This window comes from Streptomyces sp. NPDC007205 (assembly GCF_040634095.1).
Classification (GTDB): Bacteria; Actinomycetota; Actinomycetes; order Streptomycetales; family Streptomycetaceae; genus Streptomyces.
This window is the reverse complement of record NZ_JBEYEW010000021.1, coordinates 55681-76160: the sequence shown is the minus strand read 5'-3', so window position 1 is coordinate 76160 and position 20480 is coordinate 55681. Positions and strand designations below refer to the sequence as shown.

At 71.4% G+C, this 20480-nt stretch carries 19 protein-coding genes; 4 read left to right on the top strand and 15 right to left on the bottom strand.

Going from position 1 to position 20480, the window contains the following annotated elements; translation table 11 throughout:
* Positions 1-85 precede the first annotated feature (85 nt).
* The 3 genes from ABZ624_RS28945 to ABZ624_RS28935 form a co-directional block, all read right to left on the bottom strand.
* A complete protein-coding gene (locus tag ABZ624_RS28945; protein WP_360095116.1) occupies positions 86-883 on the bottom strand; it encodes a polyprenol monophosphomannose synthase in 798 nt (265 codons plus the stop codon).
* Between the two features lie 552 nt (positions 884-1435).
* Positions 1436-3043: an amidohydrolase gene (locus tag ABZ624_RS28940; protein ID WP_360095113.1), complete on the bottom strand. Its 1608-nt coding sequence runs from the start codon at positions 3041-3043 to the stop codon at positions 1436-1438.
* Between the two features lie 81 nt (positions 3044-3124).
* The gene (locus tag ABZ624_RS28935; RefSeq protein ID WP_018548954.1) at positions 3125-3565 is read right to left on the bottom strand and encodes an Lrp/AsnC family transcriptional regulator; all 441 of its coding nucleotides are present in this window, start codon (positions 3563-3565) and stop codon (positions 3125-3127) included.
* A 177-nt stretch (positions 3566-3742) separates the two neighbouring features.
* On the opposite strand from ABZ624_RS28935, the gene ABZ624_RS28930 reads away from it, so the two are divergent.
* A complete protein-coding gene (locus tag ABZ624_RS28930) occupies positions 3743-4177 on the top strand; it encodes a hypothetical protein (protein ID WP_360095110.1) in 435 nt (144 codons plus the stop codon).
* Between the two features lie 7 nt (positions 4178-4184).
* Here ABZ624_RS28930 and ABZ624_RS28925 read toward each other — a convergent pair whose 3' ends face one another.
* Entirely contained in the window at positions 4185-5282 is a 1098-nt protein-coding gene (locus ABZ624_RS28925; protein ID WP_360095107.1) for a phosphotransferase family protein, read from the bottom strand.
* A gap of 14 nt (positions 5283-5296) precedes the next feature.
* On the bottom strand, positions 5297-6397 hold the full coding sequence (locus ABZ624_RS28920) for a hypothetical protein (protein WP_360095104.1): 1101 nt from the start codon (positions 6395-6397) through the stop codon (positions 5297-5299).
* A gap of 137 nt (positions 6398-6534) precedes the next feature.
* On the opposite strand from ABZ624_RS28920, the gene ABZ624_RS28915 reads away from it, so the two are divergent.
* Entirely contained in the window at positions 6535-6777 is a 243-nt protein-coding gene (locus ABZ624_RS28915; RefSeq protein ID WP_360095101.1) for a hypothetical protein, read from the top strand.
* On the opposite strand, the gene ABZ624_RS28910 is transcribed toward ABZ624_RS28915, so the two are convergent.
* From ABZ624_RS28910 to ABZ624_RS28885, 6 genes are all read right to left on the bottom strand, one after another.
* Positions 6740-7912, bottom strand: coding sequence for an acyl-CoA dehydrogenase family protein (locus ABZ624_RS28910; protein ID WP_360095098.1), 1173 nt, complete (start codon positions 7910-7912; stop codon positions 6740-6742). The two genes, ABZ624_RS28915 and ABZ624_RS28910, sit on opposite strands and share 38 nt — an antisense overlap.
* Before the next feature lie 227 nt (positions 7913-8139).
* On the bottom strand, positions 8140-8793 hold the full coding sequence (locus tag ABZ624_RS28905) for a TetR/AcrR family transcriptional regulator (RefSeq protein WP_360095095.1): 654 nt from the start codon (positions 8791-8793) through the stop codon (positions 8140-8142).
* Between the two features lie 77 nt (positions 8794-8870).
* Positions 8871-9011, bottom strand: a complete 141-nt coding sequence (locus ABZ624_RS28900) for an SCO1431 family membrane protein (RefSeq protein ID WP_360095092.1) — start codon at positions 9009-9011, stop codon at positions 8871-8873.
* 106 nt (positions 9012-9117) lie between these two features.
* On the bottom strand, positions 9118-10467 hold the full coding sequence (locus ABZ624_RS28895; RefSeq protein WP_360095089.1) for a peptidase C39 family protein: 1350 nt from the start codon (positions 10465-10467) through the stop codon (positions 9118-9120).
* A 290-nt stretch (positions 10468-10757) separates the two neighbouring features.
* Entirely contained in the window at positions 10758-12287 is a 1530-nt protein-coding gene (locus ABZ624_RS28890; protein WP_360095086.1) for an amino acid permease, read from the bottom strand.
* A 57-nt stretch (positions 12288-12344) separates the two neighbouring features.
* A complete protein-coding gene (locus ABZ624_RS28885; protein ID WP_360095083.1) occupies positions 12345-13301 on the bottom strand; it encodes a hypothetical protein in 957 nt (318 codons plus the stop codon).
* 261 nt (positions 13302-13562) lie between these two features.
* On the opposite strand from ABZ624_RS28885, the gene ABZ624_RS28880 reads away from it, so the two are divergent.
* Positions 13563-14183: a hypothetical protein gene (locus ABZ624_RS28880; protein WP_360095248.1), complete on the top strand. Its 621-nt coding sequence runs from the start codon at positions 13563-13565 to the stop codon at positions 14181-14183.
* 429 nt (positions 14184-14612) lie between these two features.
* Positions 14613-16475, top strand: a complete 1863-nt coding sequence (locus ABZ624_RS28875) for an AAA family ATPase (protein ID WP_360095080.1) — start codon at positions 14613-14615, stop codon at positions 16473-16475.
* Positions 16476-16499: 24 nt separating this feature from the next.
* Here the strand turns inward: ABZ624_RS28875 and ABZ624_RS28870 are convergent, their stop codons facing one another.
* The 4 genes from ABZ624_RS28870 to hisG form a co-directional block, all read right to left on the bottom strand.
* Positions 16500-17585, bottom strand: a complete 1086-nt coding sequence (locus ABZ624_RS28870) for a hemolysin family protein (protein WP_360095077.1) — start codon at positions 17583-17585, stop codon at positions 16500-16502.
* On the bottom strand, positions 17582-18916 hold the full coding sequence (locus tag ABZ624_RS28865) for a hemolysin family protein (RefSeq protein ID WP_360095074.1): 1335 nt from the start codon (positions 18914-18916) through the stop codon (positions 17582-17584). Before ABZ624_RS28865 ends, ABZ624_RS28870 begins: the two co-directional genes overlap by 4 nt.
* 203 nt (positions 18917-19119) lie before the next feature.
* Entirely contained in the window at positions 19120-19575 is a 456-nt protein-coding gene (locus ABZ624_RS28860) for a PH domain-containing protein (RefSeq protein WP_360095071.1), read from the bottom strand.
* 14 nt (positions 19576-19589) lie between these two features.
* Positions 19590-20438: an ATP phosphoribosyltransferase gene (gene hisG / locus ABZ624_RS28855; RefSeq protein ID WP_360095068.1), complete on the bottom strand. Its 849-nt coding sequence runs from the start codon at positions 20436-20438 to the stop codon at positions 19590-19592.
* Positions 20439-20480: the final 42 nt, after the last annotated feature.

Genomic DNA, 20480 nt, shown 5'->3' with positions numbered 1-20480 from the left:
GCTTCCAGTGTGCCTGGCGGCGCCTCAGCGCGGGATAAGGGGATGATCGACCGGAGCCGGAGCAAGAGCCGGAGCCGACGGGAGCCTACGCGGTCCGCTTGTTCTTGCCGGTGAGCTTGGCGACCCGCTCCACCGCACCCCAGGCGGTGACCCGCCACAGCGCCTCGACCAGGATGTTCTTGCTCATCTTGGAGTCGCCGAGTTCGCGCTCGACGAAGGTGATCGGGACCTCGACCACGTGGTAGCCGGCCTTGACCGCGCGGCGGGCCAGGTCGACCTGGAAGCAGTAGCCCTGGGAGGCGACCTCGTCCAGGCCCAGGCCCTGAAGGGTCTCGCGGCGGAACGCGCGGTAGCCGCCGGTGATGTCGCGCAGCGGCAGGTCGAGGGCGAGCCGGGAGTAGAGGCTGCCGCCGCGGGAGATGAACTCGCGGGACTTGGGCCAGTTCACCACCCGGCCGCCGGGCACCCAGCGGGAGCCGAGCACCAGGTCGGCGCCCTTGAGGGCGGTGAGCAGCCGGGGCAGCTCCTCGGGCTGGTGGGAGCCGTCGGCGTCCATCTCGACCAGCACGCCGTAGTCGCGCTCCAGACCCCAGCGGAAGCCCGCGAGGTAGGCGGCGCCGAGGCCCTCCTTGCCCTTGCGGTGCATCACCTGGACGTTGTCGTCCTCGGCGGCCAGCTCGTCGGCGATCTTGCCGGTGCCGTCGGGGCTGTTGTCGTCCGCGATCAGTACGTGCGCCTCGGGGACGGCCTTGCGTACCCGGCCGACGATGGTCTTGATGTTCTCCGCCTCGTTGTAGGTCGGAATGATCACCAAGGCCGTGCCGAGCGGACCGAACTGCCTCCCCTGGGCCTTGGCCTCGAGGGTCCCGTCGCCGTCGTTCACTGCTGCCCCTTCTGGTTGTACGCAAGGATCCACCATAGTGGTCACCGCCTGGTAAGACGTGCCGACTTGTACGTATGGCAGTGTCGATTCCACAAGAGTGGGGTAAGAATGCCGCTTTGGGCACCTTCGAGGAGCGCCGTCGGCGACTTCCCGCCACGGCGGATGGGGGCCCGGCGCCCTTCGGGCCGACCTGGGACCCGCTGGCTGCGGATCGACCGAAAGCCGTTGTCTACTGAGCGCACGGGCCCCACCCGGGTCACACCTTGCCGGGCCGGAACGTTCCCTCGGCGGCGCGGGCGCTGAGCCTGGCTCCCAGCGACGATGCCCGGTACGGCACACCGTCCCTGACCCAGCGGCGCTGCGACGAGTTGCGTGAACGCCCCCGGTCGGGCGTCCGGTGGTGGACTCGGACGAACCTACCGGCCCGCGGCCGTCGACTGTCAACAGGCGCCTGACCTGCTACGACACCCCGGACGGGCCGACCGGCACAGAGGATGCGCAGGTCGGGCGGCGGGGCGGCGGGGCCCCGCTGCGCCGCGCCACCCCCGTAGATCACTCGCCCGGCCGTACGAACACCGTCCGTCCGCCCACCACGGTGCGCAGGCAGACCGGCAGGTCGCGGCCCGGGGTGAGGTCGGGCAGTCCGGGCGTGCCGGAGCGGGGGTCGGTCGACCAGCGGGCCACGCGGTCGTCGGGGGCCTGGACGATCAGCTCGTCGGTGCGCCAGACCGCGTAGTCGGCGGGCGCGCCCGGCACCAGGACGCCCGCGTCGTCCCGGCCCACAGCCCGCCAGCCGCCGCGCGTGTGCGCCGTGAACGCGGCCCGGACGGAGACCCGGTGCTCGGGCGTGCGGTGGAAGGCGGCGGCACGGACGGTGCCCCACGGGTCGAGCGGGGTGACCGGGCTGTCGGAGCCGAAGGCGAGGGGCACACCGGCCCGCAGCAGGGCCGCGAAGGGGTTGAGGGTGCGGGCCCGTTCGGCGCCGAGGCGCCGGGCGTACATGCCGTCCTCGCCGCCCCACAGCGCGTCGAAGGCGGGCTGGACCGAGGCGATCAGGCCCAGCTCGGCGAAGCCGGCGACGGTCTCCGGGGTGAGCATCTCTGCGTGCTCGACACGATGGCGGGCGGCGCGGATCCGGGCGAGGCCGAGCTTCTCCGCGGCGGCGCGCACGCCCCCCACCACGGCGCTCACGGCGGCGTCGCCGATGGCGTGGAAGCCGGCCTGCACGCCCGCCTCGGTGCAGGCGATGACATGGGCCGCGACGGCCTCGGTGTCCAGGTAGGCGGCACCGGTGTGGCCGGCGTCGTCGTACGACTGGTGCAGACAGGCGGTGTGCGAGCCGAGGGCGCCGTCGACGAAGAGGTCGCCCGCGGCGCCCGCGGCCCCCAGCTCCCGTGCCTTCTCGACGTCCTGTTCGGCCCAGTAGCCGACGACACGGGGGCCGGGCGCCTCGGCGGCGAGCTTCAGCAGGCCGGTGAAGTCGCCCTCGGAGGAGATCCCCGGACCGCCGCACTCGTGCACCGAGCCGATGCCGAGGGAGGCCGCGTGGGCGAGGGCGGCGCGCTGGGCCTCGGCCCGCTGGGCCGGGGTGATCGCGGCGAGGGCGGCCTCGCGGACGGTGTGGTGGGCGTCGGCGGTGAGCGGTGCGTCCTCGCGGGGGACGTCACCGGGGATCATGTCCAGCAGCGCGGTGGTGACCACCGCCGAGTGCACGTCGATGCGGGAGAGGTACACCGGACGGCCACCGGTGGCCTCGTCGAGTTCCGCGCGCGTCGGCGGGCGGCCGGCGGGCCAGCGGGCGGCGTCCCAGCCGTGGCCCAGCAGGACGCGGTCATCCGGGCGGGCGGCGGCGAAGTCGCGGACCAGGGCGAGGGCGGCGTCCAGGGAGGGCGCACCGGACAGGTCGAGTCCGGTCAGGGCGAGGCCCGTGGCGGTGGTGTGCACATGGGCGTCGGTGAAGGCGGGGGTGACGAGGGCGCCGTCGAGGTCGATCACCTCGTCCACGCCGTCGGCGAAGGCGTCGGCGGCGCCTTCGGAGCCGACCCAGGCGACTTGGCCGGCCTCGACGACCATCGCTGTCGCGAAGGGGTCGGCGGGGCTGTGCACCTCTCCTCGGCGCAGGAGGACGGTTGCGGCGGGCTCGGCGGTGCGCTCACTCATAGCGGACAGTTTCTCTCGTCACCGGGAAGAGGCTGCACGTGGGGCGTATGGGAACCGGGCCCGGCACAGTCGGCCGCCGCCTCAGATCCTCGGCGGCCTGGCCTCGTACGGCGTGGACAGCACCACCGTCGTGCGGGTCGAGACGCCTGCCAGGCTGCGCAGGCGGGCCAGCAGTTCCTCCAGTTCGTGCGGAGTCGCCACCCGCACCTTGAGGATGTAGTTCTCGTCGCCGGCGACGCTGTGGCAGGCCTCGATCTCGGGGACGCCGGCGAGGCGGTCCGCGATGTCGTCGGGGGCACTGGGGTCGAACGGTTTCACCGAGATGAACGCGGTGAGCGGCAGCCCGACGGCCTCGGGGTCGACCACCGCGGCATAGCCGCGGATGACGCCACGCTGTTCCAGCCGGCGCACCCGCTGGTGCACGGCCGACGTGGACAGGCCCGTGGCCTTGCCCAGGTCTGTGTAGCTCATCCGCCCGTCCTTGACGAGCAGCTGCACGATCTGTCGGTCCAGCTCCTCCATGGCGCCAAAACCTACAGTGTGCTTGATCGCCGCACCTGCACGTGGCATGTGACGAACGCCACACTCCCCGAACGGGCTCCGTGATGTTCTCGTGATTACCGCCGAGGGCGGACGGGAAGTGCTTGCTGTGGTCGAGGCCGCAGCGCCGCCACGGCCCAGCCTTAGGGGGAGAATCCCATGCAGAGTGTCCATCGCCCTGGTCGATCCGCGTCCAAGCGGCAGCAGCCGGTCGTCGAACCCGAGCCGGAGGGCGTCGAACCCGACGTCTTCGACGACGAACTGGACGCCTACGACACCTTCGAGATGTACCGGGTGATCTGCCCGGACTGCGCCCAGCCGATCGCGCTGCTGGCGGACGAGCAGGTCCTGCCGGAGCACGCGCTGTGCGCCTCGCCGTGGAACCCGTTCGGTCTCACGGTCTGTGCGGGTACGGGCCGCCAGGCCGCCGAGGCCCGCCCCGCGGACGAGTCCGCCCTGCCGCAGGAGCAGGACACCGCCCTGCTGCTGACGCTCCCCCAGAGCCTGAACTGGCGGACGCAGCCCTTCTCGCACGCCGGCGGCCCGGGCTCGCGCCCGATGCACGTGCCGGCGATGCCCCGCCGGGCCGCCTGAGCCTCCCTCACCGCATCCAGTAGGTGCCCTGCACCATGGCACGCAGGCTGCCGTGGTGCAGGATCAGTGTGTCCGGGTCCGCCGGCACGGCGACCTCCCCGAAGTACACCTGACGGTAGGCGATGCGCAGCATGACGATCGCGTGCCGCAGCGCGGCGTAGAGGGTGTGGAAGTCCATGTCCCGTGGGGTGTGACCGGTCAGCCGTGCGTAGCGGGCCTCGACGCGGTCCCGGCGCAGGAGGTCCGGCAGTCCGCGCTGCCCGGAGGCGACCGCGAGGTCGTGGAAGAAGCGGTGCAGATAGATGCTCCAGCCGAGGTCGACCTCGCGCGGGGCCAGTGCCGCCATCTCCCAGTCCAGGACGGCCACGGGGTCGAACCCGTCGTAGACGATGTTGCCGATGCGCGCGTCGCCCCAGGTGAGGACGGATTCGCCGGGCTCGCTCGGCCACAGCTGCTCCAGCCGGTCGAAGGCGGCCTCGATGAGCGGTGAGCGGGGCAGGCCGTCGATGACCCAGGCGTAGTAGGCGCGTTGGGCCGTCACATGCCGGCGCAGTGCGTCTCCCGTTCCGGGTGAGGCGAGGAACTCGGCTTCGATGAGCGGTACTTGGTCGTGCAGACGGGCCAGCAGTCCGACGGTCGCGGCCTCCAGGTGCTCGCGTTCGGCGTGGCTCGCGCGCTGCAGCCAACTGCCCTCGTAGGTGTACGGCATGACGTCCGGGGGCACGCGTCCGGCGACCCGCTCCATGACGAAGAACGGCGCCCCGAGCGGAGCCGGATCCTCCTCCAGCCACAGCACCCGGGGCACGGGCACGTCGGTACGCTCGGCCACCAGGCGCAGGGTGCGGTACTGGCGGGTCATGTCGTACTCGGGGAAGACGGTGTACGCCCGCGGGTCCGCCGCCAGCCTCAGCGCGCAGGCACGGCAGGGTGCCTCGGGGTGTTCGATGCCGAACAGCAGGGTCTCGCTGGACATGCCGTTGGTGGCCGGGACGGTGATGCCGGCGGCCCTGGCGCCGGGCAGCCGGGTGCCGAGCCAGGTGGTGAGGCGCCGGGCGAGGTCCTCGGGGTCTCGGGTGGTGGTGCGGGGACGCGGTGCCGTCGCCATGCCGGGCTCCTCCCTCAGGGCGCGACCGAGTCGAAGCCCGTGAAGCCGCTCGGATCGTGCCGGCCGAACGAGCCGTGTTCGAAGATGCCGTAACCGGTGTGCCCGTCGAGCCGGAAGCGGGCGGAGTGGTCGGTGACGCCGTAGGCGGCCAGGGGGTGGGGCAGGGTCATGTCGTAGGTACGGCGGTCGGTCCAGCCGGGGCCCCGCCAGGTCCCGTGCTGCCAGTCGTCCGCCGGCGGATAGCCCGCGCCGAGCGCGAGCGGCGAGGAGATCAGGATCTCGGCGTCCAGCTTCTGCGGTGCCCGCACGTCACCGAGCCGGATGACCGCCCGTTCCGGATGGCGGGTGCCGGGGCGGTAGCTGATCTCGGCCTGCGGCCAGCCCAGTTGGCGGTCGCGGTGGCCGGGCCGGACGAGGGTGGCGTCGTTCAGGGAGCGGTGGCCGTCGGCGTCCTCCTGGGTGATGACCATCAGGAAGCGGTCCTCGAAGCGGACCGGGCACCAGATCCAGTGGAAGCCCTCGGCGGGGTGGTCCGCGGCGAGGCGCCCGCCGTCCTCACCGGGCACCGGCCGGACCCCCCAGCTGCGGTCCCGGGTGCCGGTCCAGTCGTCGGCGGTGACCAGGAACTCCTCTCCCCCGGCCCGGATCACACCCGCCGCGGTGCCCGCCTGGACGAAGCGGCGTCCCTCCAGGGTGAGCCGGTCACCCCGGCGCTGCAGATGGTGCGGCTCCCAGAGAGCGGGGAAGGCGGCCGTCCAGGTGAGGTCGTACGACAGCTGTTCGTCCTCGCAGATCAGGCGCAGCTCCTTCAGCGGGCGCGGGACCTCGATGCGCAGCGGACCGACGGCGAGCCGCATCCGGTCCTCCCCCAGGGCGTCGGAGGCGCGTACGGCATGCAGGGTGTCCCCGGTGCGCAGGGTGGCGTAGGCGTCGATCACGCCCAGGTTGGGATAGACGCCGAGGCCGAGGATGAGCAGGGCGCGCCCGGCGTGGTCGAAGACGTGGAAGATGCAGCGGTCGTAGGCGTTGCGGTCGCCGGTCGCCACGTGCTTCATGGACAGCGGCACCTGGTGCACCGGGTATTCGTCGAGCGGTACGGGACGGTCGTCGGCCACGGGCACCCCCTGAACGATGGTCGGCTGACGGTACGTCAGTCGACCGGAGGTGGCCAGAGGGGGAACCGGACGGGCGTGAACTGACGCTCGATACCGCTGGGCGGTGACCTGCCCGGCCGCTGCCGCGTTGCCCGGGTATGACCCCCATGTACACGGCCACCGGGCGTCAGCGCCGCATCTTCGTGCCCCGCCCCGCCGAATCGGTTCCGCCACCCCTGCCGCAGGACCCGCCCATCTACCGCGATCTCATGCGGGCCTGGGCCGACCGGGGCCGGACCCTGCCGGGCCGCCACGACCCGGAGTGGATCAGACTGGCGGCCCCGACGGTCCGCACGGGCCAGTTCAGCGACCTTCGGGTCCCGCCACGTGGCGGGCGATGACCATCCGCTGGATCTGGTTGGTGCCCTCGACGATCTGCAGGACCTTGGCCTCGCGCATATAGCGCTCGGCCGGGAAGTCGGCGGTGTAGCCGTACCCCCCGAGTATCTGCACGGCGTCGGTGGTGACCTTCATGGCCGTGTCGGTGCAGTGCAGCTTGGCCATGGCGGCCTGCTTGGCGAACGGCTTGCCGGCGTCGCGCAGCCGGGCCGCCGCGAGGTAGAGCGCGCGGCCGGCCTCGATCTGGGTGGCCATGTCGGCGAGCATGAAGCGCAGGCCCTGGAAGTCGGCGATGGGACGGCCGAACTGCCGGCGCTGGGTGGCGTAGCCGACCGCCTCGTCCAGTGCTGCCTGGGCGAGGCCGATCGCGCAGGCGGCGATGCCGAGCCGGCCGGAGTCGAGGGCGGACAGGGCGATGGAGAAGCCCTGGCCCTCCTCGCCGATCCGGCGGTCGTCGCCGACCCGGACGCCGTCGAAGTGGACCTGGGCGGTGGGCGAGCCCTTCATGCCCATCTTCTTCTCGGGCACCGCCCCGCTCAGGCCGGGGGCGTCCCCGGGGACCAGGAAGGCGGTGATCCCGCGCGGGCCCTCCTCGCCGGTGCGGGCCATCACGGTGTAGAAGTCGGCGATGCCGCCGTGCGTGATCCAGGCCTTGGTGCCGTTGATCACCCACGCGTCGCCCTCCGGGAGGGCCTTCGTACGCAGCGACGCCGCGTCGGAACCGGCGGACGGTTCGGAGAGGCAGTACGCGCCCAGCAGGCCGCCGCCGAGCATCGCGGGCAGATGCTCGGTCTGCTGCTGCTTGGTGCCGTAGGTCGCGAGCCCGTAGCAGGCGAGCGTGTGCACGCTGACGCCGAGACCCACGGTGAGCCGGGCCGCGGCAAGCTCCTCCAGGACCTGGAGGTAGACCTCGTAGGGCTGCTCGCCGCCGCCGTACTCGGCGTCGTAGGGCAGGCCGAGCAGGCCCGATTCGGAAAGCAGGGTGAAGACCTCGCGCGGGAAGCGTCCCGCGTCCTCCTCCTCGGCCGCCTTCGGCGCGATCTCGCGCTGGGCGATGTCCCGGACGAGCGCGAGCAGATCCCGCGCCTCCTCCGTCGGCAGTTGACGCTCCACCGGCTGCGGGTCGCGGTCGGACATGGCGTCGGTCTCCTCCCTGTTCGGGCACCGGCGGTCTGGCCCGTCGGGTGGGGGCGGCTCCGCCTGGTCGTTCCGTGGCCGAAGGCGCCCGCTCCCGGGTCTCGGAAGCGGCTGACCAGCGGCTGTGCGCAGTGAGTATGCCCGATCAGCGACCTCCCGTCACCAGTTAACGACCGCTTACTTCAGGAAAGTCGTCGTCACCCTGAGTGAGCTTCCGCTCCCGTGGGTCAGCCGTCGCGGCGGGCCGGCCGCGGCGCCGGGTAGGCGGGGTCCAGCTCCTCGACGGCGCGCAGGGCTCCGCCGAGCGTCTTCACCAGCAGCTCGCGCATGGTGGCGCGGGACAGCTCGGGACGGTCGATCCAGTCCAGCGTCGCACCCTCGACGCTGCACACCCAGGAGAGCAGGCCCATCCGGGCCAGCGGAGCGATGTCGCTGCGGCCGTAGGCCCCCTCGGCGATGGTGGCGATGATGGCCTCGCGTACGCCGTCCCGGATCGCGTGCACCTCCGCGTCGAAGCCGACGCCGCCGCTGACGATGGTGCGGTAGGCGGCCTGGTGGTGCTCGGCGTAGTGCAGATAGCCGTCGATGGTGCGGTGGACGCGGTCCACCGCGGGCATCTCCAGACCGCCCGCGGCGGAGGTGACCAGGTCGGCGACGGAGTCCTGGATGATCGCCAGGTAGTAGCCGCGCTTGGACCGGAAGTAGTAGTAGATCAGCCCCTTGGCGACATGCGCCTGGCGGGCGATGTCATCCATGGACAGCGCGTCGTAGGACGTGTCGGCGAACAACTTCCGCCCGATGGCGATGAGTTCGGCGCGACGTGCGGCCGAGCGCTCGGTACCGTGCACCCGGGGACGGACGGCGGCACGCTGCTGAGGCATATTCAATTTCGACCCTGGTCTGGGAGTCGGTGGGACCTCCGCAGTATGTCAGAACATGCCTACCGCGTATGGCTCGCTCAGAGCAGACCCAGCTGGGTCACGAGCATCGCGATCACCGCGACGAGGACCCAGCCCATGGCGTGCTCGAGGATCTTCGGGCCGTCTTCCTGGGGGCCGCCGGTGCGGACGCGGGCGGCGGTGGCCGGGTGTGCGGTCATGGTCTCTCACAGGGGTCGGACGTACTGGGCGGAATCCCCCACCCGTTTGTCCACCTTGCCACCCGTGACGGCGTTTGCGGCGGAGACGTTGCTCACAGGGGTCGGGTCAGCGCACGCCCACCGCCGCGAGCGCCTTGCGCCGGCGCGGGCTAGGGTGGGCCGGGAAGTAGAGGTAGCAGACCCCGCCGGAGCCGGAGACGACCTTGCCCGAGGCGTTGTACCGCTTCGTCCTGAGCCAGACGTTCTCGAACTCCCGGCGCAGATAGACCCGCCGCACCGCGTCGTCGTTCGCCGAGGCGGGGTCATTGGCGATCACGTCACCGTCCGCCGTGAACCCGATCACGGTCATCAGATGGCCGGCGGTGCCGTAGCCGGCGCCGGTCAGCTCCGTCTTCAGGAACGACTGTGACGTCATGGCCGGGATGCCGGCCGCGATCAGCGTCTCCAGGTCGGTGAGCGAGGTGAGCCGCGTGACCACACCCTGGAGGTCCCTGAACGTGGCCGCGTAGGCGGCGTTGAACGGCCAGTTGCCGCAGCCCTCGTACTGGTAGTCGTAGGTGAAGCGGGCGGCGTGGTCGACCTGCGGGTCGGCATAGGAGGGGTCGACCCAGGACAGCTGCTCGGGGGTGAGCCGGCCGCCCCAGTACTCGATGATCATCTGCGAGGAGGTGGGGCTGCACCAGGCCTCGCCGCCGTTGTCGTACTCCGGGTACTGGCCTTTGTGGATCTCCTGCGAGTAGCGCGGGACGGCCAGTTCCCGGGCCAGGCCGGGGGCGGAGGCGGGGACGGTGAAGCGGTCGGGGATGTCGGAGCCCATGGCGCCGAGCCGCCACACGGTGGGGGTCAGACGTGTGCCGGGCTTGCGGTACAGGGTGAGGCGCAGCCGGTACGACGCCAGACGCAGGCCGGTGCTCGCGTCGTCGATGGCGAAGGTGTCGGTCGAGATACTGCTCCTGCCGTCGGTCTGGCCGTCCACCGAGGTCCGCTTGATGTCCTGGTCACCGGACGCCCAGCGGCCCATCACGTACCAGGGGGTCCCGGTGCCGTCGGAGTACGTGCCCTGCAGTTCGACCTGGAGCCAGGTGCCGTCGGGGGTGTGGGCGTTCCAGGAGGCGACGAGCTCGGTGGCCGGGACGGTGAGCTGGTGGACCGGGGCGGTCCAGGTGGCGTACTCCCAGGTGGCGGTGGTGCCGGTGTGCGGGTCGGTGTAGTCGCTGCGGCCGGCGGGGGCGCCGATCACGACGCCGGGGCGGGAACCGGCGACGGTCCGGACGCCCTGGGCGGCGCCGAGGCGCCACTCGCGGTACGTGGTCCAGGCGTGGTAGTCGATCGGGCGGGCCTGCGGGCGGCCGGGATCGTCGGCAGCGGCAGCGGCGGGGGCCGTTCCGCCGGCCACCGCTGCGGCGACGGCGGCGGTCAGGACGGTTCTGCGGGACGGCTGTCGGGCTCTGTTCATGGGCGCGATTCCCCCAGGTGTCCGGGTCGGGGCTGGTCTGCTGCACGTGTGCGCCAACTATGAAGCAGCGGGCATGCCCCTGCCAGCACTTCGGCGCATGCGCGCGCCATGAATATTGGTCTCGTCCAGTGGAGGCCGCCTCCCGTCCAGTGGAGGAGGCCTCCCGCAACCGACCGGCCCTGCAGCCTTCTGAGGGGCGCGGGGAACTGCGCGACCGGCCCACCACTGGCCGGCAGCCGCCCGGTTCCCCGCAACGATCCGGGCTGCACGCCTCTTCGAACGGCTCGGCGTCAGACGAGATCCATCGCCGCGACCTCGTCGGGGCGGCCGTAGCTGACCGGCCCCTGGAAGCGGCGGCGGGCCGTGGCGAACCACCACACCGTCGCCACGACCAGCACGACCGCGAGCGCGATCGGCGCGTAGTTGAAGGTGTCGGCGGTGATCGGCGAGGCCTGCGGCAGCATGAACAGGACGCTGCTGAGCACGATCCAGATCACCGCGAGCCAGCCGACCGGCCGGCCCCAGCGGCCCAGGTGCCAGGGCCCCGGCTGGAACCCGCCGCCGAGCCGCAGCCGCAGGAAGATCGGCACGGCATAGGCGAGGAAGAGACCGACCACATTGACGCTGACGATGGCGGTGAAGGCGGTGTGGGACCACCAGCCGGGCACGACCAGGGCCACCGAGCAGACCACCGCGAGCCACACCGCCTTCACGGGCGTACGGGTGCGCGGCGAGACCGAGTGCCACCAGCGGGAGCCGGGCATGGCTCCGTCGCGGGAGAAGGCGAAGATCTGCCGGGTGTTGCTGGTGAGGTTGGCGAGACCGCAGAAGAGCATGGCGCCGATGATGATGAGGAGCATGATCTTGGCGGCGCCCAGCCCGAGGCCGTCGATGAGAATCTGGACCGGCGGCGCCCCGGAACCGGCTTCCTTGGCGTAGTCGCCAATGCTGTAGACCAGTGCCAGCATCAGGATGAGACCGGTGATCGCCGAATAGCCGATGGCGCGGGTGATCCCCTTGGGCGCGTTGACCGTCGCGCGGACCGTTTCCTCGGACATGTGGAAGCTGCCGTCGAACCCGGTGAACGTCCAGCTGGTGACCAGCAGGCCGAGCATGCCCCCGTAAAGCCCGCTCGTGAAGCCGGTGTTGTTCTCGAAATGCGTCACGAAGGACACCGGCTGATGATGATCGGGCATCACTATGAGTGCGCCCACGATCACCACGAGTCCGATCAGCAGCCACCACACGGAAATACGGTTCAGCACGGCGACGAGCTGGACGGTGTAGGTGTTGGCGAGGCCCTGCACGACGATGATCAAGGCTGTGATCAGCACTGTCTGGTGCGTGGTCGGCTGGTAGGAGGGCCACTGCAGCTGGATGAAGGCCTGGATGAAGGTGGCGGCCGCGTAGCCGGTGGCGGCGGTCCCGCCGATCTGGCCGACGAAGTTCAGCCAGCCCGTGTACCAGGACCAGGCACCCTTGTGCCGCTTTGCAAGTTTACCGGCGGAGAAATACAGCGCGCCGCTCGTCGGATAGGCCGAGGCGACTTCCGCCATGGCCGCGCCGATGAGCAGCACCATGACGCAGACGCCGATCCAGCCGAACACGAGAATGCGGGGGCCGCCCGCATTCATACCGAATCCGAAGGACGAGAAAATACCTGAGAGGATATTGATGATGGTGAAGGAGATCGCGAAATTGTCGAACGCCTGGAAGCGTCGGGTGAGTTTCCGCGGATAACCCATCGCGTGCAGGGTCGCGTCGTCGTCGAGCGCGACCGGGTCTTCTCCCGCGCGGGCCTTCGCCCGTGGGGTCGGCATCCGTTCCGACACAGATCGGCCTTTCTCTCGATGGGGAGCAGGGACGAACGAAGAGGGTCAGTCGGGTCGCGGGACGGGCAGACCGCAGGTGCGCCGGGCCCGGGAGAGCTGTTCGGCGGGGTCGCCGAAGGCGCTCCACGGCATGCGCGAGGCGTACGGGCCCATCGCCGTGAACACCGCCCGCGCCTCGAACTCGCGCTGGGCCATCACGAGCGCATGCGCGAGGTAGGCCAGGTCGAGCACCGGCGTGAAGCGGTAATCCGAGACCGCCGGCAGCCAGTGGTGGTAGATCGCCAGCGCGGTGGCACGCCACTGCGGCTGTTCCCAGACCCGGTCGGCGAGCAGTTGCGTGGGGTTGTAGCTCTCCACCAGGGCGACCAGCGGCAGCAGCCGGAGGGCGGAGTCGGCGGGCGCCCGTTGGCTGAGGAAGGCGGCCACGTCCCAGGCCGCGTTGACCGAACCGCCGTGGCGCGTGAAGAAGCACGACAGGAAGCGGTGGTGGCCCTCACGGTGCCAGGGGTCCAGGGACAGGATGTGGGCGAACAGCCGCCAGGGGCCGGGCGGGGCGGTGAGCAGGCCCTGCGGGGCGGGGTCGCGCAGCCGGTGCAGCCGGGCCATGGCGAGCTTGGCGACCCAGGGCGTGGGATCCTCGGGGGCCAGGGCGGCGGCCCGGTCGCAGGCGGTCAGCGCGATCCGCTCCAGTGCCTCGGCGCGCTCGTCGCGCGCGTCGGCGGCCCGCAGCGCACGCTGCACCGCGACCCGGGCCCACATCAGTGCCGCCTCGGGCGTCGGCTCCTCGGCGAGCCAGCGCTCGACCAGATCGGTGCCGGCCGCCTCGGAGGCGAGGACCAGCGAGCGGTGGGCGCGCAGGGCGAAGTCGGAACGCGTCTCGGCGAGGGCCTCGTACGCGTATCGATAACGTCCGGCGCGCACATCGACGCATACGCTCGCCAGGACACGGTCGTCGGCCGCCGGATGCCACACATAGTGTCCTTCGAATAGCCCCGCGGCCATGTCCCCCTGCCAGTCCCCGTACGACGCACACCGGTTGCGCTGGAGGCACCCTACTCAGCTCCGGGCACAGCCGGAACGCCGAATTCGACATATCGGTCAGGGGATTCGCAAATGTTTATCCGGGCCATTGGCTGGCTGCCAGCCGATGATTCAAACCCCGACCTTTTCCGGTGCGGCGGCCTCGGCGGTCCGGCCGGCCAGGGGCCGCTACTAGACTGTTTCCGGAAAACCGTCCACTCCGACCCACACCGGGGAACCATCATTCTCGACCTCGCCGCCCGGCTGCGCGGGCTTCCCCCCTCCATCGGGCCGGTCCGGCTGATCGGCGTCGACGGGCACGCCGGCTCGGGAAAGTCCACCTTCGCAGGGCACCTGGCCGCGGCGCTCGGCGGGGCTCCGGTACTGCACCTGGACGACATCGCCAGCCACGAGCAGCTCTTCGAGTGGACCGACCGGCTCACGACGCAGGTGATCCGGCCGCTCGCCCGCGGCGAGAGCGCGCACTACACGCCGTACGACTGGCGGGCCCGTACGTTCACCGCGCCCCGCCCGCTGCCGGCGGCGCCCGTGGTCCTGGTCGAGGGTGTCGGCGCGGGCCGTCGGGCGCTGCGGCCCCACCTGGCCCTGTTGCTGTGGATGGAGCTGCCCCCGGAGGAGTCCTGGACGCGCGGCCGGCTGCGGGACGGGGCGGAGCAGCGGGAGTTCTGGGACGGCTGGGTGGCGGCGGAGCGCGCGCACTTCGCCGTGGACCCCTCGCGCCCCCATGCGGATCTTCTGGTGCACCAGACATCAGAGGGGTATGAGGTACTGCCGGGGCCTGGGTCAACCTCTGGGCCGCACCAAAGCATGACCCAGAGTGACAGACCGTCCGCGTTGTGGTGAAGGTGTGAAGACCCGTCCGGAGGAACTTCCCCGAAGGCTTCAACTCGGCTTGACCCGGGGGTCGTACAGGTCTTACGTTCTCAATGTGCGGCCCTTCGGAGCCGCCCACAGACGCGAAGCCCCCGGTTGTTCCCCCGTGATCGGGGGCTTCGTTCTGCCCGCGGACGCTTTTCCGCCCTCCCGGCGCACCGACCCGCTCACCCTCGGTCACGAAACCGTGTGCGCCCCGTCTGCTCCCACCTCGTCAAACGGCCTGCGCGGCACCCTTCGGCACGCGGTCCGCGCGCGGGTACGATGCCCTCGGTGCGACCTTCGCGGCTGCCTCGCGCACCGGTAACTCCGGTCCGGGGCACGGCGGTTCGATGCGCGGCGGCCGTCGGGCGACTGCCCGGTGGTGAACCACGGGGGCACGGTCTGTGGGGGGACGGGATGGACTTCGGCACGCAGGGCCCCGAGGCCCCGGCCGACCTGGCCTGGCTGCGAGGGGTGGACGCCTACACCATGGGCGCCTATCCGCAGGCGGAGGAGGAGTTCCGCACCGCGGTGCGGATGGACCCCGGGATGGCGGACGGCTGGCTCGGGCTGCACGCGCTGCGGATCGACACGACGACCGCGCTGCTCAGGATGTTCCGGCACCGCGACCGCTTCGGCGAACAGCGCGCCCGGCACCGCCGCACCCTCAACTCCTGGTACTGGCTGGGCTGGTGGGTGCAACCGGTGCTGGAGAGCCCGCGCGATCTGCTGCTGGCGCACGCCTCGCACTGGCTGGACGGCCGGCACGTGCCCGAGCTGGACCGCGCCCTCGCCGGACTGCCCCCGGTCGACGCCGATCCCCAGGTCCGTTTCCTGCACGCCTGCCGTGCCTATCTGGTGAAGGACTGGGACCAGCTGGTACGGCACACCGACCCACTGCTGGACGATCCCATGCTCGGCATCGAGGCCGGCCTGTTCGGCGGCATGGCCCGGGTCCGGCTGGAGATGTACGGCCAGGCCGAACCGCTGCTGTCGGCTGCGCTGATGCGCTGCCGCAGTGAGCAGCCGCAGCGCAAGGAGCTGCGCTACTGGCTGGCCCGGGCGCACGAGGGCACGGGCCGCAGCGCCGCAGCGCTCCCCCTCTACCGGGCCGTGCACCGCGTCGACCCGGCGTTCATGGACACCTCGGCGCGGCTCGCGGCGATCGCCGAGGGCGACGGGTACGACGACACCGCCGACCTCGCCGCGATCACCCTGACGGGTGCCGGACAGGACAGCGTGGACGGCCCGGACGGGTACGACCCCGTCTTCGGCAGCGACGGCCGCGATCTGCGGCTGCCGGAGCCGGATCTGCCGACGGGTCCCCTGCCGTCGGTGACCGATCCGGCGGTGCGGTTGAAGACGGGGGTCTCGTCCTCGCCGATCCCAGCAGGGCCGACCGATCCCGCCCTGCTCGAGGAGGCGCTCGCCGAGCTGGAGCGCATGGTGGGGCTGGAGCCGGTGAAACGCCAGGTCAAGGCGCTGTCGGCACAGTTGAACATGGCCCGGCTGCGGGCCGGGCAGGGACTGCCGGTGCAGCCGCCGAAACGGCACTTCGTCTTCTCGGGGCCGTCGGGGACCGGTAAGACGACGGTGGCCCGGATCCTCGGCCGGGTCTTCTACGCCCTCGGGCTGCTCGGCGGTGACCACCTGGTCGAGGCCCAGCGGGCGGACCTGGTCGGCGAGTACCTCGGGCAGACGGCCGTGAAGGCCAACGAGCTGATCGACTCCGCGATCGGTGGGGTGCTGTTCGTGGACGAGGCGTACTCGTTGTCCAACTCCGGTTACGGCAAGGGCGACGCGTACGGCGACGAGGCCTTGCAGGTGCTGCTGAAGCGGGCTGAAGACAACCGGGACCATCTGGTGGTGATCCTCGCCGGCTATCCGGAAGGCATGGACCGGCTGCTGGCGGCGAACCCCGGGCTGTCGTCCCGCTTCACGACCCGGGTCGACTTCCCCTCCTACCGGCCGCTGGAACTCACCGAGATCGGCAAGGTGCTCGCGCGGGAGAACAGGGACGTCTGGGACGACGAGGCGCTGGAGGAGCTGCGCTCGATCGCCGGGCACGTGGTCGATCAGGGCTGGATCGACGAGCTGGGGAACGGGCGGTTCCTGCGGACGCTGTACGAGAAGAGCTGTGCGTACCGGGATCTTCGGCTGTCGACGTATGCGGGGTCCCTGTCCCGGGAGGACCTGGCGACGCTGCGGTTGGCCGACCTGATGCAGGCGTACGGGGAGGTGCTGTCGGGGCGGGGGCCGCATGATCCCTCGGGTATGTGAAGCGCCCCGCCACCGACCGGGCTCTCAGGCGAGCGCTTCCTCCGGCTCCCCACTCACCCTCGGCTCCGCCAGCCTCACGTCCCGCATCTCCCGGTGCGCCGGATCCCGCACCTCGCCCACCAGCATCTCGAGAACGTCCTCCAGAGCCACCAGACCCAGCACCCTGCCGGAGGCGTCCGCCACCTGGGCCAAGTGTGTGGCCGCTCGGCGCATGACCGTCAGCGCGTCGTCGAGGGGCAGCTCGGCCCGCAGGGTCGCCATCGGGCGCCACACGTGCTGAGGCACCGCACGGTCGGAGTCCTCCAGGTCCAGGACGTCCTTGACGTGGACGTACCCCATGAAGGGGCCCTTGTCCGTCGCGGCGACCGGGAAGCGGGAGTACCCCGTGCGGGCCGTGAGCTCGACGATCTGTCCCGGGGTGATCGCCGGGTTCACCGTGACCAGGGACTCCCGGCGCAGCAGGACGTCCGTCACCGGGCGGGAGCCCAGTTCCAGCGCGTCCTCCAGGCGTTCCCGCTCCTCGGGGCCGAGCAGGCCCGCCTGGCCGGAGTCCTCCAGCAGGCGGTTGAGCTGCTCGCTGGTGACCACGGCCTCCACCTCGTCCTTGGGCTCGACCCGGAAGAGGCGCAGGATGGCCTGGGCGCAGGCGCCGAGGGACACCGTGATCGGCTTGCACAGGCGGGAGAAGCAGACCAGGCCGGGGCTCAGCCAGAGCGCCGCCTTCTCGGGGGCGGCCATCGCCAGGTTCTTCGGCACCATCTCGCCGATGACCAGGTGGAAGAAGACCACCGCGGCCAACGCGATCACATACCCGAGCGGATGGATCACGCCGTCGGGCAGATGCACCGCCTCGAACGCCGGTTCCAGCAGACGCGCCACCGTCGGCTCGGCCACCGCGCCCAGTGTCAGGGAGCAGACGGTGATGCCGAACTGGGCCGCGGCCATCATCTGCGGCAGCCGCTCCAGGCCGTACAGCACCTGGCGGGCGCGGGCGGTGCCGAGCGGTTCGATCTGGCTGCGGCGTACGGAGACCAGCGCGAACTCGGCGCCGACGAAGAAGCCGTTGGCGAGCACGAGCAGCGCGGCGAAGACCAGCTGGAGGACGCTCATCGGACGGCCTCCATCATGTTCACCGCCGGAACCGTCCTGACCAGGCGGACCCGTTCGGCGCGGTAGTGGCCGACCTGGCGGACCGAGATCCGCCAGCCGGGCAGTTCGGCGCGGTCGCCGGGGGCCGGGATCCGGCCGAGCAGGTCGGCGACCAGTCCGGCCACCGTCTCGTACGGTCCCTCGGGCACGTCCAGGCCTATGCGCAGCAGGATGTCCACGCGGCAGCTGCCGTCCACGTCCCAGGCGGGTTTGCCGTCCTCGGGCGGGGCCGGGAGCAGCTCGGGCACGTCCTTGGCGTCGTGCTCGTCGCGGACCTCGCCGACGAGTTCCTCGACGATGTCCTCCAGGGTGACCACGCCGGCCGTACCGCCGTACTCGTCGACGACGACCGCGATCGGCTGCTCGGAGCGCAGCCGGGCGAGCAGGGGCTGCACGGGCAGGGTCTCCGGGACCAGCAGCGCCTTGCGGGCGATACGGCTGACCGGGGTGCGCAGCCGGTCGTGCACGCAGACCGCCAGCGCGTCCTTGAGATGGGCCATGCCGACGATCTCGTCGATCTTCTCCCGGTAGACGGGGAAGCGGGACAGACCGGTGGCCCGGGTGAGGTTGACGACGTCCTCGGCGGTGGCCGTGTCCTGCAGGGCGCTGACCTTCACGCGCGGGGTCATGACGTGCTGCGCGGTCAGCTCGCCCAGGGACAGGGTGCGGACGAACAGGTCGGCCGTGTCCTGTTCCAGGGCGCCGGCCCGGGCGGAGTGCCGGGCCAGGGAGACCAGTTCGCCCGGGGTGCGGGCGGAGGCCAGTTCGTCGGCGGGCTCGACGCCGAGCGCGCGCACCAGCCGGTTGGCGACCGTGTTGAGCGCGGCGATCACCGGGCGGAACAGGCGGGAGAAGTGGTGCTGCGGGCCGGCCACGAACCGCGCGACCTGCAGCGGCTTGGACACCGCCCAGTTCTTGGGCACGAGTTCGCCGATCACCATCTGGATCGCGGAGGCCAGCAGCATGCCGACGACCACGGCGACACCGGAGACGGCGCCGCCCGGGATGCCGAGCGCGGCGAACGGGCCGTGCAGCAGCCGGGCCAGGGCCGGTTCGGCGAGCATGCCGACGACCAGGGAGGTGATGGTGATGCCGAGCTGGGTGCCGGAGAGCTGGAAGGACAGCTCCTTCAGCGACTCCGCGACCCTGCGGGCGCGTTTGTCTCCGTCGGCGGCGGCCTTCTCGGCGTCCGTCGGCTCGACGGTCACCAGGCCGAATTCCGCGGCCACGAAGAAGCCGTTGGCGAGGATCAGCAGGAAAGCCGCTCCGAGGAGCAGCAGGGGGGTGGTCACGCTGCCACCGCCTTCCCGGTATGTCGGGCAGGGGCGGCGCAGGTACTACAGGACGATCCGTCCATCGCTGGAGGGAGTCACTCCTCGGGTAGCAGGAACCCCTGTGCACCGGGTGGCACGCAGGGGCGGAGGCGCAGCGAAGAGGCCTCCGCCACCAGATTAATCAAGACAGGGGCCACTCGGGCAGGGTGGGCGCCCCCGAGTCAGCCCTGATCTTCGACCGGACGGGCCGTGGAGCGGGCTTCGGCGAGGGCGCGCAGGGCCTGCGCGTCGGCGATGGCGCGCTTTTTGGCGAGGCCGGGCTGGATGCCGAGCGCGGGCAGGCTGGTGCCGTCGCTGAGGTTGAGGAACACCCACGGGTCGCCCGGACGGAGGTTCACCTGAAGGATCTCCGCCCAGTCCAGGCGCCGTTTGCTGGCGACGTTCACCACGGTGACGCCGGACTCGTCGGCGACGACCTTCACCCGGGCCAGCTGGGCCAGCACCCAGAAGATCAGCGCCCCGGTGACGACGAAGGTCGCCCGCTCCCCCGGGCCGAGCTGCTCCAGCAGCAGGGAGACCCCGGAGATGGTCAGGAAGATCGCGACACCGGCGGTGAGCAGGACGGCCCGGGTGTGGCCCGGCCGGAAGGTGACGGGAAGCGAGGGAAGATCGGACATCGCGGTGCGTACCCTTACAGGCGGCAGGCGTGGATGGCCGTGGTGAGGATGGCGCGGGCGCCGATGGCGTACAGGTCGTCCATGATCCGCTGTGCCTCCTTGGCGGGGACCATGGCGCGGACCGCGACCCAGCCCTCGTTGTGCAGCGGGGAGACAGTCGGGGACTCCAGGCCGGGGGTGAGCGCCACGGCCTTCTCGAGCTGCTCGACGCGGCAGTCGTAGTCCATCATCACGTACGTCCGGGCGACCAGGACGCCCTGGAGGCGGCGCAGGAACTGCTCGACCTTCGGTTCCTCGCCGTCGGCGCCGGTGCGGCGGATGACGATCGCCTCGGACTTCATGATCGGCTCACCGAAGACCTCCAGACCCGCGTTGCGCAGGCTGGTGCCGGTCTCCACGACGTCGGCGATGACCTCGGCGACGCCCAGCTCGATGGCGGTCTCCACGGCGCCGTCCAGGTGGACGACGGAGGCGTCGACGCCGCTGTCCGCGAGGTGCCCCGCGACGATCCCCTCGTACGACGTGGCGACCGTCTTGGCCTTCAGGTCCTCGATGCCGTCCGCGGTGCCCGGCTTGGCGGCGAAGCGGAAGGTGGAGCGGGCGAAGCCCAGCGGCAGGATCTCCTCGGCGTCGGCGCCCGAGTCGATCAGCAGGTCGCGGCCGGTGATGCCCAGGTCGAGGCGGCCGGAGGCGACGTAGATCGCGATGTCGCGGGGGCGGAGGTAGAAGAACTCGACCTCGTTCTCCGGGTCGACGATCCGCAGCTCCTTGGACTCGCGGCGCTGCTGGTAGCCGGCCTCATGCAGCATCTCCGCCGCAGGGCCGGACAGTGAACCCTTGTTGGGGACGGCGATGCGCAGCATGAGGTCGGCTTCCTTTGCTCGTTCTCTACGGGACTGTGTGCG